The organism is Magnetovibrio sp. PR-2, assembly GCF_036689815.1.
Classification (GTDB): domain Bacteria; phylum Pseudomonadota; class Alphaproteobacteria; order Rhodospirillales; family Magnetovibrionaceae; genus Magnetovibrio.
Genome location: NZ_JBAHUR010000003.1, coordinates 108,919 through 123,774, shown reverse-complemented (window position 1 = coordinate 123,774; position 14,856 = coordinate 108,919). Strand labels below are relative to the sequence as shown.

Annotated in this window: 14 protein-coding genes; 4 read left to right on the top strand and 10 right to left on the bottom strand. The window is 53.2% G+C overall.

Annotated features, from left to right (window positions below):
- Nucleotides 1–267: 267 nt before the first annotated feature.
- From V5T82_RS05415 to V5T82_RS05405, 3 genes are read right to left on the bottom strand one after another with little or no spacing between them, the layout of a single operon-like run.
- Entirely contained in the window at nucleotides 268–1,050 is a 783-nt protein-coding gene (locus V5T82_RS05415; protein WP_332894589.1) for a hypothetical protein, read from the bottom strand.
- A 55-nt stretch (nucleotides 1,051–1,105) separates the two neighbouring features.
- Nucleotides 1,106–1,609, bottom strand: coding sequence for an FAD synthase family protein (locus V5T82_RS05410; protein ID WP_332894588.1), 504 nt, complete (start codon nucleotides 1,607–1,609; stop codon nucleotides 1,106–1,108).
- A gap of 47 nt (nucleotides 1,610–1,656) precedes the next feature.
- The gene (locus V5T82_RS05405; protein ID WP_332894587.1) at nucleotides 1,657–2,301 is read right to left on the bottom strand and encodes a CDP-alcohol phosphatidyltransferase family protein; all 645 of its coding nucleotides are present in this window, start codon (nucleotides 2,299–2,301) and stop codon (nucleotides 1,657–1,659) included.
- Nucleotides 2,302–2,816: 515 nt separating this feature from the next.
- Here V5T82_RS05405 and V5T82_RS05400 point away from each other — a divergent pair.
- Nucleotides 2,817–3,419, top strand: coding sequence for a 2OG-Fe(II) oxygenase (locus V5T82_RS05400; protein WP_332894586.1), 603 nt, complete (start codon nucleotides 2,817–2,819; stop codon nucleotides 3,417–3,419).
- 29 nt (nucleotides 3,420–3,448) lie between these two features.
- Nucleotides 3,449–3,655 (top strand): hypothetical protein, encoded by a 207-nt coding sequence (locus V5T82_RS05395; protein ID WP_332894585.1) that lies wholly within the window; start codon nucleotides 3,449–3,451, stop codon nucleotides 3,653–3,655.
- A 143-nt stretch (nucleotides 3,656–3,798) separates the two neighbouring features.
- On the opposite strand, the gene ilvD is transcribed toward V5T82_RS05395, so the two are convergent.
- Entirely contained in the window at nucleotides 3,799–5,652 is a 1,854-nt protein-coding gene (gene ilvD / locus V5T82_RS05390; RefSeq protein WP_332894584.1) for a dihydroxy-acid dehydratase, read from the bottom strand.
- Between the two features lie 77 nt (nucleotides 5,653–5,729).
- A complete protein-coding gene (locus V5T82_RS05385; RefSeq protein ID WP_332894583.1) occupies nucleotides 5,730–6,266 on the bottom strand; it encodes a hypothetical protein in 537 nt (178 codons plus the stop codon).
- A gap of 211 nt (nucleotides 6,267–6,477) precedes the next feature.
- Here V5T82_RS05385 and V5T82_RS05380 point away from each other — a divergent pair, with 211 nt between their 5' ends.
- Together V5T82_RS05380 and V5T82_RS05375 are read left to right on the top strand one after the other, a co-directional pair.
- Nucleotides 6,478–7,023, top strand: a complete 546-nt coding sequence (locus tag V5T82_RS05380) for a DinB family protein (protein WP_332894582.1) — start codon at nucleotides 6,478–6,480, stop codon at nucleotides 7,021–7,023.
- 136 nt (nucleotides 7,024–7,159) lie between these two features.
- Nucleotides 7,160–7,450, top strand: coding sequence for a TusE/DsrC/DsvC family sulfur relay protein (locus V5T82_RS05375; protein WP_332894581.1), 291 nt, complete (start codon nucleotides 7,160–7,162; stop codon nucleotides 7,448–7,450).
- Nucleotides 7,451–7,553: 103 nt separating this feature from the next.
- On the opposite strand, the gene V5T82_RS05370 is transcribed toward V5T82_RS05375, so the two are convergent.
- From V5T82_RS05370 to V5T82_RS05350, 5 genes are all read right to left on the bottom strand, one after another.
- Nucleotides 7,554–8,345 (bottom strand): hypothetical protein, encoded by a 792-nt coding sequence (locus V5T82_RS05370; protein ID WP_332894580.1) that lies wholly within the window; start codon nucleotides 8,343–8,345, stop codon nucleotides 7,554–7,556.
- Between the two features lie 154 nt (nucleotides 8,346–8,499).
- Complete coding sequence (locus V5T82_RS05365; RefSeq protein WP_332894579.1) at nucleotides 8,500–9,702, bottom strand: tetratricopeptide repeat protein; 1,203 nt, start codon at nucleotides 9,700–9,702, stop codon at nucleotides 8,500–8,502.
- A gap of 78 nt (nucleotides 9,703–9,780) precedes the next feature.
- Nucleotides 9,781–12,453, bottom strand: a complete 2,673-nt coding sequence (locus V5T82_RS05360) for a valine--tRNA ligase (RefSeq protein ID WP_332894578.1) — start codon at nucleotides 12,451–12,453, stop codon at nucleotides 9,781–9,783.
- Nucleotides 12,454–12,558: 105 nt separating this feature from the next.
- Nucleotides 12,559–13,377 carry a DUF2497 domain-containing protein gene (locus V5T82_RS05355; RefSeq protein WP_332894577.1) on the bottom strand — a complete coding sequence of 273 codons (819 nt, stop codon included), beginning with the start codon at nucleotides 13,375–13,377 and terminating at the stop codon, nucleotides 12,559–12,561.
- Nucleotides 13,378–13,425: 48 nt separating this feature from the next.
- Nucleotides 13,426–14,793: a TolC family outer membrane protein gene (locus tag V5T82_RS05350; protein ID WP_332894576.1), complete on the bottom strand. Its 1,368-nt coding sequence runs from the start codon at nucleotides 14,791–14,793 to the stop codon at nucleotides 13,426–13,428.
- Nucleotides 14,794–14,856: the final 63 nt, after the last annotated feature.

Sequence of the window (14,856 nt, the reverse complement as noted above, 5' to 3'; positions counted from 1 at the left end):
GGGGATGAGCTTCGCGTTGATAAGGCATTGCCGATGTTTTCATCGGTCATTCAGCACGCCCGTCCCCATTTCACATACATTTGGACTACTTGAAAAAACGAACCGGATCAATGGCTAAGTTCCGCCCTTCCCGTCGCACCGCAACATGAGTGTTAGCGAATAAAAGCTTAACCCCAATGACTTAAGTCATACTTTTGCAAACACAATGGTATGCTGCAGCGCACATTTGAACGAAAAAGTTAGCTGTTAGAGAAGAGTTGAACTCCGTTAAGGCAGCACACAAGCATCTCTTTGTTTGCGATACGGTCGATCACATTCCCAATTGTTGCCGGAATAATCGAGGTGAGCATTTTCAGGGACGGTGACTTTGGCACAGGTTTCACCTTTTATGCGAAACCCCCGTTCGCATGCCCAACCACGCCTTGATGAAGACCCCGCAAAATACCCGTTTGTGGGGATGCGCACCGCAACGCAATTTTCACCGTCAACTGTATAGCCACGATCGCATTCCCATCCGCTTCCATATCCACCTTCCACAAAATAACCGTTTGCAGGAACTTTAACGGCGACACAGTTCGTTTTTACGGCCCGAAATCCACGATTGCATTCCCAACCAGACCCGTATGAAGACGTTGATAAATACCCATTGAGAGGAACAGCTATTTTGGCGCAGATATCATCTTTGTTTTGATAGCCTCTGTTACATTCCCAACGATCACCTGAAGAATTGAGATAAGCATGCTCCGGCACGTTAATGGACTGACAGCTTTCTTTGTTCTCCTTAAAGCCACGTTTACACGCCCAACCTTGTCCATACGTCGCGTCGGTCGCATATGCGTTATCGGGAATTTTGACGGCTTCACAGGCCCCGAGCTTCTCTCGATAGCCGCGATCACATTCCCATCCGCTGCCGTAAGATTTTGCATGAGCATTTGTGGGTAGGCTGAGGTGATCGTCTGCGGATAATGCCGTGCCAGAAGATACGCAAACAAGTATCGCAACGGTTATGGCTTGTCGAATGTACGTGAAAGTCTGTCGTGCGAAGTGCATCTCTTAATCCTTGTCGTGAATGCGAAACAAATCTGGTGGTGTTCAAGACCCAGCTTTAAACGCGAGAAGTGCGCGCATGACCATCCGTCTCGGCGACACGCCTGAGCACTGGTGAGCGGTCAGGCGCAACGTCCGTTAAACCGCGAGCTGCGGCTTGAGACATGACGTTGCGCTTAATTTCCGTTGAAGAAGTTCGAGGATTATAATTGACCTGGACGATTTGCTTGCCCTCAGATTTTAAATAGTGCTCAACATCTAAGTTATGGGGGTTATCTCCCCAATCCTCCCCAATGACAAAAATGTCCGGGTTCAAGTCTTTGCAAGCTGATACATACTCAAGTTCATGGTAGGGGCGAACAATGTCCACGCATCGCAAGGCCTTTAGCATTTCAATGCGTTGATCAAGGGGAATAATAGGAACATTGGGCTTGTAAGAATTCACGACACTATCGGATGCAACACCAACGGCGACAACATCGCCTAATGTTTTGCAGTATTCCAATAATGCTAAGTGCCCCACATGTAACACATCAAATGTGCCGACCGTATAGACCATCATGGCTGTAGAAACTCCTTGATTGTTTTGTTTGTTGAGAGGTTCTCCATCTAAATAAGTTTCCAGCCATATATTGCAGTGATGGCAAGAGTATAAGCAGCGAGGAGGTAGACATTGACGGGGTTGCCAGAAAGCTTGGGTGTTTTGATTTGCGATACATTGAGGGCCGCCAGACTTAAGCCGCTGATGTAAAGAATGATCGCAAATACACCGGGACTAACTAAACTTTCAAATAAGAATATGAAGACGAGTAGGATGCTGTTGTTGTCCAGTGCCAAGCCTGTGTACTTCGACCCACCTGATAGACCATACGTGCTAAAGTAACTCAGCCGAATTGCGCTTGCACCAAGCATAATAAATGCCCCGACAAGAAACAGCGGATCGAACTTTCCATAACTTAGGAGAACAATGGCGGGGGTAACGCCGTAGCTGACAATGTCGATAACAATATCAAGCTGTCCCCCAAGTTTACTGTCGTTGCCCGTCCGCCCCTTCATCCTTCGTGCAATAAGTCCGTCGGCCCAGTCAAAAGCAACGGCCCAAATCATGCCGATCATGGCGGCTGGGTATATGCCCAAAATACTGAAATAGATTGCCATAACGGTGCACGCCAGACCGGCGAGTGAACACACATTTGGAAGGTCTTTTACATAAGAAATGATTGTGGGTTGGGCATCCCCATCCGGTGTCGTCATGATTATCCTTATTACGGAACGCGGAATTTCATTGAACCACTTGCCCGTAAACAGGCTGCAAAGCCATGAGCGCGATCAGGCAGCTCAGGCGTTTGCTCACAGGCTTTCGATACGCCTTGTGCACGCGGTCTCATGAATGATCTGAATGTCAGAAAATATCGAAGTCAGAGAAAAACACGGCTCGATCAGTGTGCAAACCAATTCGCCAACACCAGCATATGTTTAAGTCTCTGTGAGGGATAAGTGGGCAGTTTCAATCAAAAGTCAATGGATAAGACAGTTATGTGACGGATCGAAATAATTAAAATAAATAAAATGAAAATATTGTTTTTAAAAAAATAAAATAAAATCCCCACACAAACAGCGGGTTACGACATAAATAGCTAAATAATATTTATTATTTTATTTGAATTTATTTATTTTGAATATGCATTTTTATATCTTTGTGGAACGAATAAGCGTATGCATTCGAGACGTTCATTTGCTTCAATCATCCACAAAAGGACCTGTCCTGAATGTTAAGTCGGCCGCCGACTGCCCCGCTTCAAACTGCGACAGGTGACAACAGCCCCCTTCAGTTTTGGGCTGTTATAGAAGCTGCGTTTTCCCCTATAGAATGCACGCAGCTCATTGACGTTTTAAAGCAGCTCGAAGCTGGGGACGGCGCTCTTGTCGCTGGGCAATTTGACCAAAGTGTGCGCCAGTCCACCTTGGCATGGCTACCCGAAAGAGATGACCTTGCATGGGTAGACGAACGCATGGCGCGGCTAATCGCTCAGGCGAACCGAGAGCATTTTAATTTTGCCCTTGAAGGGTTTGAAGAACAGCTGCAATTGGCCGCTTATGGCCCTGGACATTATTATGATTGGCATATTGACCGGGGAAAAGGCAGCACTGCGGCGCGGCGCAAGCTCACCGTTTCCGTGCAGCTCACGAAGCCAGAGGGTTACACAGGCGGCACGCTGGAAATCAATGCTGACGGACACCCCTTTCAGGCACCACGCCATCAAGGCACGGCCGTCATTTTTGCGGCGACAACACTTCACCGTGTGGTGCCGGTGATCAGCGGTTTGCGCCACTCTCTCGTTGCTTGGACACATGGTCCCGCATTTGTTTAGTTTATAAATCCAGAAAGGCCACCTTCGACATGACAAAAGAAAGAGCACGCCAACGTGCAAAAACAAATGCGCTGAAGAAGAAAGCAAAGAAGCTTAAAGCCAACACCGACGACGCGGGCCAACAGACGCAAGCCGAGCCTTTCAGTTCTGGCGGGCAGACCATCAAAGGCCCGGGCGGCAACAATCGCGGAAACACCTTTGGCGGAGCGAGACGCGGAGCCTCTCGGTCAAAATAGGACTTCGATACACGCTCATTAACGCATTGAATTGCACGCATTAAAAAAGCTAACCGGACCTGGATTTCACACCAAGTCCGGTTTTGTATGTCTTCTAGAGCTGAAGCTTGCGGCCTTGCTCGAGCATTGGATGGGCTGAGGGTTTAACGCTCTAACAAGGATACGTCGCGCACGGCCCCTTTGTCCGCACTGGTCGCCATGGCGGCGTAGGCGCGCAGGGCTTGGCTGACTTTGCGCGGGCGCTCTTTGGTGGGTTTCCAAGCGTCTTTGCCACGTGCTTCCATCTTGGCGCGGCGTTGTGTCAGGACGTCGTCGCTGACAGCCACGTTGATGGTGCGTCCGGGAATATCGATTTCAATGGTGTCACCCTCTTCCACCAAACCGATGGCACCGCCTTCGGCAGCTTCTGGTGACACGTGACCGATGGATAGCCCGGACGAGCCGCCGGAAAAACGTCCGTCGGTCAGCAAAGCACAATCCTTGCCCAATCCCATGGATTTCAAGTACGCGGTCGGGTACAGCATTTCCTGCATGCCTGGGCCGCCTTTGGGGCCTTCGTAGATGACCATCACCACGTCACCTTTCACGATGTCGCCGGCCAAGACCTTTTCAACCGCTTCGTCTTGGCTTTCACAAATCCGTGCACGGCCGGTGAACTTCAGAATGCTTTCGTCCACCCCTGCGGTCTTCACGATGCAGCCGTTTTCAGCAATGTTGCCGAACAAAACGGCCAAGCCACCGTCTTGACTGTAGGCGTTTTCGAGGTTGCGGATACAACCGAGTTCCCGGTTGGTATCCAAGGTCTCATAGTATTTGTCTTGGCTGAACGCGGTTTGCGTCGGAACGCCCCCTGGAGCGGAGCGGTAAAACGCTTTGACCTGTTCGTTGTCCGTGTTCGCCACATCCCAATGGTCCATGGCCTCACCCAGTGACGGTGAATGCACGGTGCTGACGTCACGATGGATCAGCCCGGCGCGGTCAAGTTCCGCCAAGATGCTCATAATGCCGCCAGCGCGGTGCACGTCTTCCATGTGGAACAGCTGGGTGCTCGGCGCGACTTTGGCCAAGTGCGGGACTTTGCGGCTCATCTCGTCGATGTCGTTCATGGTGAAATCAATCTTGCCTTCGTTGGCAATGGCCAAGATGTGCAACACCGTGTTGGTGGACCCGCCCATGGCGATGTCCAAAGCAATGGCGTTTTGGAATGTCTTTTTACCGCCCAAATTGCGTGGCAACACGCTGTCGTCATCGTCCTCGTAGTAACGCTTGGTGATTTCCATAACCACGCGCCCGGCTTCTTCGAACAAACTTTTACGATTTGCATGGGTCGCTACCAACGAACCGTTCCCCGGAAGCGCTAAGCCGAACGCTTCGGCCAAGCAGTTCATGGAGTTGGCCGTGAACATACCCGAACACGAGCCGCACGTGGGGCACGCCGCGCGTTCGAAATCCATCACGGTTTCGTCGGAAACGTTGGGGTCTGCAGCTTGGATCATGGCGTCAATGAGATCGACCGCGATTTCCTCACCATCCACCACCACTTTGCCCGCTTCCATGGGACCACCGGACACAAACACAGCCGGAATGTTCAAGCGCATGGCCGCCATCATCATACCTGGCGTGATTTTATCGCAGTTAGAAATACACACCATGGCGTCGGCGCAGTGCGCATTGACCATGTATTCGACACTGTCCGCAATCACTTCGCGCGACGGCAGCGAATAGAGCATGCCGTCGTGGCCCATGGCGATGCCGTCATCCACGGCAATGGTGTTGAATTCTTTCGCCACGCCACCGTGCTGTTCAATTTCACGTGCGACCAGTTGGCCCAAGTCTTTCAGGTGTACATGCCCCGGCACGAACTGGGTGAACGAGTTCACCACCGCGATAATGGGCTTGCCAAAGTCCCCGTCTTTCATGCCTGTTGCGCGCCACAAGCCGCGCGCTCCGGCCATATTACGGCCATGAGTGGATGTACGAGAACGATATTCGGGCATGGTCTGACCCCTAAAAGGTGATTGAGAAGGAAGGGCAAAATACTCCCCTCTGCGGGGAAATTCCAGCGTGAAAACACCTAAAACGGCGAAGCTTGTTCGCGGTCCAGCATGGTGCGGAGCTGTACAGCGGGATCTAGGTTGTTGCCAAACTCACCTGCATCGCGATCAATTTCATACTGAACGGGATTTTCCTGAAAGGCTTCAAACGATTCAACAGCCAACTGAAAATCGAAAAACGAGGTCGCAATGCCGCCGTTCCACGTGATGGACACCGGACGCCCTGGCTTGGTCTTCAGCATGGTCAAGATGCTCAGCGCCGTCTTGTTTTTCGAATATTCGTTGATGCGGATCCCTGACGCGATGAATTTGTCGACATTGTCCCGAAATAAATCCCACTTCACCAGCGTGACGCCATCTAAGTTGGCGTAGCCCAGCATTTCTTGGCGTGCAAGAGGAGGTGTCTTCAGGCTCAGCGCCTGATACGTGACATAGGCCGGTTGGCGGGCATCGATAAAGACTTCGGACAATTGCACACCTTGTGCCCACGCGCCTTGCCCGAAAAACAGAGACAGCACAGTAATCAACTGGACAATGCGGGCGGTTACGACTCTCACAATGAAGCGGATAATACCACAGCGTGCACAAAACGGGAGATGTCGTTTAGCACGCGAAAATAGAATAATCGTTTACCAACCAAGTCTTATGCGTGTGCCTGTCATGAATTCCATGCACCATCACGCGAATCTTTCTCTTTCACGTGTCCTCATGGAGTTGCTATGATTTATGAAGTTGATTCCACAGGGCCAGAACAGTAGCTTTTATCTTATGAATGAAAGTCTCGCCTCTCTTCACGATTTGCAGATCATGGCCCGCTACAACGCTTGGGCCAATCAGCGCCTGTTTGACGCTATCCAGACGCTCAGTGACGAAGATTACCGAGCGGACCGCGGTGCTTTTTTCGGCTCTATACACGCAACATTGAACCACATCTTGGTTGGTGACCGTGTTTGGACCAGCCGCCTGATCGGTGAGTATTCCGGCGTCAAATCCCTCGACGAAATCCTCCATGAAGATCTCAAAGAGCTGCGCCTCGCACGTGAAGCCATGGACGATCATATTCTGTTGATGGTGGACCGCATGAGCGTTGGGCTGGACGGCGGGTTTGAACGCGAAGTGCGTTATCGCACCATGTCCGGCGGCCCCAAACACGCTTCGCCAGCACATCACATTTTCTTGACACTGTTCAATCACCAGACCCATCACCGGGGTCAAGTTCACTGTATGCTGACCCAGTTAGGCATGGACAATCCCCCGGCCCTGGACGTGATTTTCATGCTGCGTGATGTCGCTGAAGCATCTGAAAACGCTTAAGTCCGAACTGCACCTACCCGAAACATGTATTTTTCCTCATATAAACCTTGACGCGGGCCTTTACCTGACTTATTTACTCAGGTATAAGTTAAGAATAATTCTAACGCATAAACGCTACGCGACCCAGGAGGACTTAATGGATATTCAAACTGACGGCGAAGGTTTTTTGCAAAACCGCAATGACTGGACCCCGGAAGTCGCCCGCGAAATTGCCTCGCGCGATGGCCGGGAAATCACAGACGAGATCATGGGCTTCATTGACGCTGCACGCCAGATGTATGACCGCGATGGGACCGTACCGCCGATCCGCAAATTCACCAAAGCCATGGGCGTTGATAAGAAAGAGATGTTCCAGATCTTTCAGACCGGCCCGATGAAACTGATTTGTAAGTGGGGCGGTCTGCCGAAACCGACAGGCTGCGTCTGAAGCCCACTTTCACGCCCGCCATCTCAATGGCACCCAACCACAGGACTATTTCATGGTCCAACAAGACTTTGGGGGACGGTTATGCCGTCCCCCTTTTTTTGTGTTAAGCCCACTTGTGCTGTTCAACATCATCAAAGAATTGACGGAAAATATCGGGCATATCCTTCTTGGTTACCGTCTCAAAATAGTAGCGCTGCAAAACCTGTTTGGATGACATCATCTTCAAGTCACCTCCCAAGTTTTCTTTAAAGCGATCGAGTTCATCCGGGTTCCAGCGCGCCAAGTCGCGGGCATCCTCCAAAAGATTCGGATCAACATCGACACCAAAAACAATAGCGTCGCTGAAAAGGTCACCCGTCGGTCCCTTATAGGTATTGCCATGCAGTTCCGCACTTGCTGCGCTCAGCTTCCGCATCTCCATCTGCAGATTGTTTAAGGTCTCCAACAATCCCTTTTGTTCACGGGCGAACTCTGCAAACTCGGGGATAGAGCCATTCATCGCTGCCTCTATGTACTTTTCCTGAGGATGGTCTATGGGATAAGCCTCGTGCGTTTTCATGTTTTGCCCCCACGCCGTGGCATTGAATGTGCCGTTTGAAAACGTCAACCGGAACATATCGATGATCGGCATGCCGAGTTTGCCAAAGTTATTCCGAAAGGTATTGACGACCAGTTCGCTCTGTTTTAGCAAGCCCTCTCTTTGCTGCGAAATCGCTTTCATCTGCGTTTCAATGTCGATTTTACCGCCGCTAGACACCAGTCCAGACGCTTTCTGTTCAGTCTCGATCCGGGCCTCCATCATCTTGTAGAACTGGGAATTCTGCCCCTGAGTTGTGCTCGACCGATTGATTTGGGCCGCGCCAAGTGAATAGTTGGGATCGGTGACGATGCTCATAGGCCTAACCTCCTCTTATTGAAGGCTAAAACTGGTGCAAAACCCATACCACTATTAAGAATGGCAGATAACATTGATTCAACTAAGGAGAAGACGTCGCCAACCGGCAGAATATCCCCAGAAAAGCTGCGCGCTCGGAAAATTGTGCCGAGCTTTAGGACCTCTGACACGCACGCGTGTTGCGAACAGCTTCAGCCATCTCTGCATTGAACTGAACCGGCCAGAAATCAGCTGCCAAGGTGATGCCTTCTATCTTTTGCTCGCGGGTCACTTGGGTTCGGAACTGGTCAAACAGTTCTTCAGCCTCACCGCTTTCATCCAAGTTTTCGTTGGATGCCACGCTTAACCATTTGTAGGCCTGGGTCGGATTGGATGTCCTCATCTGTCGCCCCAAGACCAGTTGCGCGCGGGCATCGCCCAAGTTGGCGCCGATGGTGTGAAACGTCTTGGCATTACCTGGGTTGGTTGAGCCCAAACGCCACAAGGCCTCAACATCCCCCTGCGCCGCAGCCCGGCAGTACCACGCGGTGGCTTGGTTCAGGTCTTTGTCCTGGCCTTGGCCCTTTTCCAACATCTCCGCCAAAATGATCTGAGACGGCGCATGGTCTACATCAGCTAACGTTTCAAACAAGGTGTAGGCCAAGTCATACTCTTCATGACGCAATGCACGAGAGCCTGCGTTGAACGTCAACGGCTTCAGATCCATCTCTTGGCTTTTGCACAGTGGCGAATCCGCAATCTCAGCCTTCATGGCATCGGAAAATACTAAAGGTGTCCAGCGGGCGACTTCGTCCGTCAATGTCTTGCGTTGCTCAGCGCTCAAAACCTTCTTCGCGTCGCTCAAATACTCATGCGCCAACGTCTTGCCCGCACGCTCTTTCAGCGCGATGGAAAGCCACGTGAACGCGAGGGCGGGATCCTCTGGCGTCCCCACCCCATCGAGATGATTCATGCCTAAATTGACTTGCCCAGACACATCGCCCAAACGCGCCGCGCTGGCGTACCATGCGTTGGCTATGGTCGTGTCAGCCTCAACGCCCGTGCCGTCCACATAAAAACGGGCGATGTTCGCCATGGCCTTTGCATGGCCTTGAAGGGCTGCCTGGCAATACCACTGGGCGGCTTTTTCGACATCTTTGATGGTGCCCTTCGCAAAGGCATGCATGTAGCCCACATAGTTCTGCGCGCGGGCATCTCCAAGAACGGCCAAAGCCTCCATCTTCGACAAAGCGCTCTGGTAATCCTTCGCCTCATAGGCTTGGTCGGCTTTGTCGAACAAAGCGTCACGATCCAGTGCGAGAGCCGTGCTGGAGGCTGAAATAACAAGGCAAACGACGACGCGGACAAAGATGTTCAAGATACTCTCCCCTCAAAAACATATCGGGCAACCCTTCCATAAGGGCTGCCCGATAGCAAGTAGGATTGAGGTATTGACTTACAGATCAGCCAATCGCGCCAAGGCTTCGTCCAGCTTCGCCCGTTCGGCTTTCATGCCTTCTAAGCGTTCGCGTTGTTCTTCGACGACTTCGGCTGGTGCTTTGGCCAAGAAGCCTTCGTTGGAGAGCTTTTTCTCGTACTTCATAATCTCAGGCGCGAGCTTTTTGATCTCTTTGTCCAAACGCGCTTTTTCCGCATCCACATCGATGATGCCGGACAGGGGCAGAACCACGGTGGCTTCGTCCAGGATGGTTGAGACAGAGCCCTTCTCCACGTCGCCTTCAAGAGCAGCCGAATCTTCAATCCGCGCCATGGTGTGGATCAAATCTTTGTGCGTCTCCAAGCGCGCCAAGGTTTCAGCAGACGCGTCTTTCAAGCGCAGCGTCAGTTTGGCTTTGGGCTCGACGTTCATTTCCGAACGCACGCCACGCACGCCGGAGATCAAACGCACCACCCAATCCATTTCGGCTTCGGCGTCTGCAGCGTCCAGACCGTTTAGGTCCGGCCACGCTTGCAACATCAATTGACCGTCACGGTCGGCGATGTTGGCCCACAGCTCTTCGGTCACATAGGGCATGATCGGATGCAGCATCAGCAAAATTTGGTCCAGAACCCAGGCCATGGTCGCGCGGGTTTCGGCTTTGGCCGCTTCGTCGTCACCGTTCAAAATAGGTTTGGTGAATTCCGTATACCACGCACAGTACGTGCCCCAGGTGAAGTGATAGCCCGCATCTGCGGCTTCGTTGAAACGATAGCCATTGATGGCCGTTTCGATCTTCACGGCCGCCTCGGACGCTTTGGCAATAATCCAGCGGTTCACCGTCAGCTTCACAGATGATGGGTCGAAGTCGGCGACCGGCTTGCATTCGTTCATTTCGGCAAAGCGGGCAACGTTCCAGATTTTGGTGACAAAGTTGCGATAGCCTTCAATGCGGCTGACGGACAGCTTCACGTCGCGCCCTTGAACGGCTTGCGACGTCATGGTGAAGCGCACAGCATCGGCGCCGAACTGATCGATCAGTTCCAGCGGGTCCATGACGTTACCCTTGGACTTGGACATCTTCTGGCCCTTTTCATCGCGGACCAGGGCGTGGATGTAGACGTCTTTGAACGGCACTTCGTCCATGAAGTGCAGCCCCATCATCATCATCCGCGCCACCCAAAAGAAGATGATGTCAAAGCCCGTGACCAAACAATCGGTCGGGTAATAACGTGCCACTTCCGGCGTTTCGTCCGGCCAGCCCAATGTCGAGAACGGCCAGAGCGCGGATGAGAACCACGTGTCCAACACATCCGGGTCACGCGTCAGCGCCGTTTCGACACCGTAGTGGTCCTTAGCCGCGGCCAGGGCGTCGTCTTCGGTGTATTCCACGAACGGATGGCCGTCCGGGCCATACCACGCCGGGATTTGGTGTCCCCACCAGATTTGACGCGACACACACCACGGCTGGATGTTGCGCATCCATTCAAAGTAGAGATTTTCGTATTGTTTCGGGTGGAACGTGGTGCGCCCGTCTTCCACCGCTTTGATGGCTTCGACGGCGAGCTTCTTTGCGTCCACAAACCATTGATCCAAAAGCCAAGGTTCGATGACAACGCCGGAGCGGTCGCCGTAGGGCACCGTCATGGGGTTTTCGTCGACCTTTTCCAAAAGGCCCAAGCCTTCCATTTCCTTGACGATGGCGTCGCGCGCTTCGAAGCGGTCCAGGCCTTGCAGGTGTTCGGGAATGCCGACCGCGTTGGCGTCGTCCGCATCGCCGATAATGGCGGCGTTCAAATCCAAAACGTTGATGACATCCAGCTTGCAACGGCGGCCAACTTCGAAGTCATTGAAGTCGTGTGCCGGCGTGATCTTCACAGCGCCCGAGCCCTTTTCAGGGTCGGCGTACTCGTCAGACACGATGGGAATGACACGCCCAACCAAAGGCAAGACGACGTTCTTGCCAACCAAATCGGTATAGCGTTCGTCATCAGGGTGCACCGCCACACCGGTATCGCCCAGCATGGTTTCGGGGCGCGTTGTGCCGACGGTCATAAACTCGCCGTCGCGGCCTTCGATGGGATACTTGAAGTACCACATCTTGCCGTTTTGCTCTTTGTTTTCGACTTCTAAATCGGAAATCGCGGTGTGCAGCAACGGATCCCAGTTCACCAAGCGCTTATCGCGATAAATCAGGTCTTGTTTGTGCAGCTCGACAAAGACTTTCTGCACGGCCTTGGACAAACCTTCGTCCATGGTGAAGCGTTCGCGGTCCCAGTCGCACGATGCGCCCAAACGGCGCAGCTGGCGGGTGATGGTGCCACCAGATTCAGCTTTCCAGTCCCATACGCGTTCGATGAACTTGTCACGGCCCAAATCATGGCGGGTGAGCTTTTCCGCTTCCATCTGGCGTTCGACCACCATTTGGGTCGCAATACCCGCGTGATCGGTGCCGGGCTGCCACAGGGTGTCTTTGCCCTTCATACGGTTGTAGCGCACCAGAATGTCTTGCAGCGTGTTGTTCAGCGCATGGCCCATGTGCAGGCTGCCGGTCACGTTGGGCGGCGGAATAACGATGGTGTAAGCGTCTTGGGCTTCAGCTTTGCCGCAAGCAAAAGCGCCTGAGTTTTCCCACTGTTCGTAGATGCGTTGTTCAACGTCCGCGGGGGTGTAAGTTTTATCCAAAGACATGTGATTGCCGTCCGTGACTGAAAAGTATCTGTAAGCTTTGGTTTCTATAGCAAAAACGCCGCCCAGGAAAGCCCAGGCGGCGTTTTGTTTGAGAGTTTTGCAACTTTATTCTTCGAGGCGTTCCGCCCGGTTGATCATGCGATCGATTTCTTTTTTGACCAAACGCTCAATCAAGTACGGCAGGTTTTGGTCCAGCCACTCTTTGAGCAGCGGACGCATCATTTCGCGCACCATACCTTCAAGCGTTACGTCCGAGCCGCCAACTTGCAGTTCGCGCTGGCTCAATATCGCACGGGCCAGGTCCGACAGCACATCGGTGGAGGCATTGTAGGCCCCCATGGACATGATGGACTGCTGAATGTCCGTGCCTTCGGGCAGCGTCGTGATCATTTCTTCGGTCAAATCCAGGATCGAAGAAATGTCCGGCTCCCCACCCGGGCGCGGCGGTGGGGGTGGAGGCGGCGGCGGCGGCGGTGGAGGCGGCGGTGGTGGCGGTGCGACGACCACAGGCTCAGGTGCCGGTATAGGCACTGGTTCCGGTTCTGGGATAGGCTCTGGCTCTGGAATGGGCTCCGGCTCGGGCTCCGGATCGGCCAGCTCGATAATTGGCTCGGGCTCGGGTTCTGGTGCGGGCTCTGGCTCTGGCTCCGGTTCGGGCTCGGGCTCGGGCTCGGGTTCTGGCGCCATCTCTTCCATGGCGGCAGCCATATCCATCTCGGGTTCTGGTTCGGGTTCCGGTTCCGGCTCAGCCGCCATCTCTTCCATGGCGGCGGCCATATCCATCTCTGGTTCTGGTTCCGGTGCAGCTTCAGCAGCCGGAGCCTCCTCTTCCTCGCCATCCTCTGACAGGATACGGCGGATGGAGGCTAGGATGTCCTCCATCGATGGCTCTTCGCCGTTTTGTCCTTGCGCGTCTTCGCTCATGAAAAGCTCGCTTATCCCCCAGGGTACTTGACCGGGTTCGACTGTAACTTATTGAGAACCATCGTCCTCAATACGACCCCCGAACCATTTGTTCCGAACATCTTGATAATGCCCTTGTGCATCATAGAAATCCACTGCGAGGTTCATGTTAGCTGCGGTAAGGTTACCAATTGATGAAAGAAGTGTCAGTTCTGCTACAGTCTCATCCCTTTGAGATTTAACGAGATTTACCCGTGCATCTAACAATTCTTGCTCTGCATCCAGCACATCGAGCACCGTGCGCGACCCCACGCTGGCTTCGCGTTGCACCCCTTCGAGAGCGGTTTCAGCTGCCAAAACCTGGGATTTGATGGCTTCGATTCGCGCTTGAGTGGACGCCAAAGTCTCCCACGCGGTGCGCACTTCTTCAGCCACATCGCGACGCGTTTGGTCCAAATCCAAGCGGCTCGCGGCGGCGGTTTGACGGGCGGCACGCAATTGCGAATAGACCGAACCGCTTTGGTACAGCGGCACACTTAAGGTCAGCTTGGCTTCTGCGGCATTGGCCCAGTAACCTTTCGACGCTGTTTCCAAAGAGCGCGATGCGGTGCCGGACAAATCCAGGCTGGGCAACAACTCGCCTTTGTTGCTGTTGATGTCAGCTGATGCAGATTTGTAGTCGAAGTCCGCCGCGATAACGCTTGGGTTATTCGTTTCGGCCAACGCCAAAGCGTCTTCCAAGCTTTCGGGCAAGGGCAGCGCCAAAATTGGCGTGTCCAACGTGGCGGGTGCATCACCGATCAAATTGGCATACGTGGCGCGGGACGTTTTTAAATCGCCTTCGGCTTGAATGCGGTCAGCGGTTGCACCGGCCAGACGCGATTCGGCTTGGTGAACATCTGTGCGGGTGATTTCACCGACGTTGAAGCGGTCGCGTGTGGCATCGAGCTGACTGGACAGAACTTCTTCGTTCTTCACATTAAGCTCAAGCACCGCTTGGTCGCGCAAGACATTGAGGTAAGCTGAAGCCGCATTCAAAAGCACAGTCTGTTCTTGTGTCACCAAACGGGCGCGCTGGGCATAGACATCGCTTTCGGCAGCTTCGATGCCAGCCATCGTCGTCCCGCCGGCATAGATAGACTGGCTCAAGGTCAAGCCAAGGTATTTCGGGTTGGTGTTGACTTTGCCACTACTGGTGTTGGTCTCTTGGTTCTTCACCGAAGAATACGCTTCCACGGACAAAGATGGACGCCAGCCCGAAATGGCTTGGGCGACACCTTCGTCCGTTGCGCGCAATGTCGCGCGGGCCGACTGCAGCGACGGGTTCGTTGCATAGGCCTTCGACAGGGCTTCTTGCAAAGTTTCTGCCGACGCGGGGCTTACAGCCAACAGGGCTGCGCTCACCAGCGCCAAACGCGATACAGTGTTTTTGAACATTGCTTCTATCTTTTCACGACCAAATTAGGGGCAAGAATCAGTTGATTCGTTGGCAACACTATA

Bases quoted from the DNA above. Each gene is read 5' to 3' on its own strand.
- V5T82_RS05375 (WP_332894581.1), top strand. From the start codon at position 7,160: ATGGATATTCAAACTGACGGCGAAGGTTTTTTGCAAAACCGCAATGAC.
- V5T82_RS05380 (WP_332894582.1), top strand. From the start codon at position 6,478: ATGAATGAAAGTCTCGCCTCTCTTCACGATTTGCAGATCATGGCCCGC.
- V5T82_RS05360 (WP_332894578.1), bottom strand. From the start codon at position 12,453: ATGTCTTTGGATAAAACTTACACCCCCGCGGACGTTGAACAACGCATC.
- V5T82_RS05355 (WP_332894577.1), bottom strand. From the start codon at position 13,377: ATGAGCGAAGACGCGCAAGGACAAAACGGCGAAGAGCCATCGATGGAG.
- V5T82_RS05415 (WP_332894589.1), bottom strand. From the start codon at position 1,050: ATGCACTTCGCACGACAGACTTTCACGTACATTCGACAAGCCATAACC.
- V5T82_RS05350 (WP_332894576.1), bottom strand. From the start codon at position 14,793: ATGTTCAAAAACACTGTATCGCGTTTGGCGCTGGTGAGCGCAGCCCTG.
- V5T82_RS05405 (WP_332894587.1), bottom strand. From the start codon at position 2,301: ATGACGACACCGGATGGGGATGCCCAACCCACAATCATTTCTTATGTA.
- ilvD (WP_332894584.1), bottom strand. From the start codon at position 5,652: ATGCCCGAATATCGTTCTCGTACATCCACTCATGGCCGTAATATGGCC.
- V5T82_RS05370 (WP_332894580.1), bottom strand. From the start codon at position 8,345: ATGAGCATCGTCACCGATCCCAACTATTCACTTGGCGCGGCCCAAATC.
- V5T82_RS05410 (WP_332894588.1), bottom strand. From the start codon at position 1,609: ATGATGGTCTATACGGTCGGCACATTTGATGTGTTACATGTGGGGCAC.
- V5T82_RS05400 (WP_332894586.1), top strand. From the start codon at position 2,817: ATGTTAAGTCGGCCGCCGACTGCCCCGCTTCAAACTGCGACAGGTGAC.
- V5T82_RS05395 (WP_332894585.1), top strand. From the start codon at position 3,449: ATGACAAAAGAAAGAGCACGCCAACGTGCAAAAACAAATGCGCTGAAG.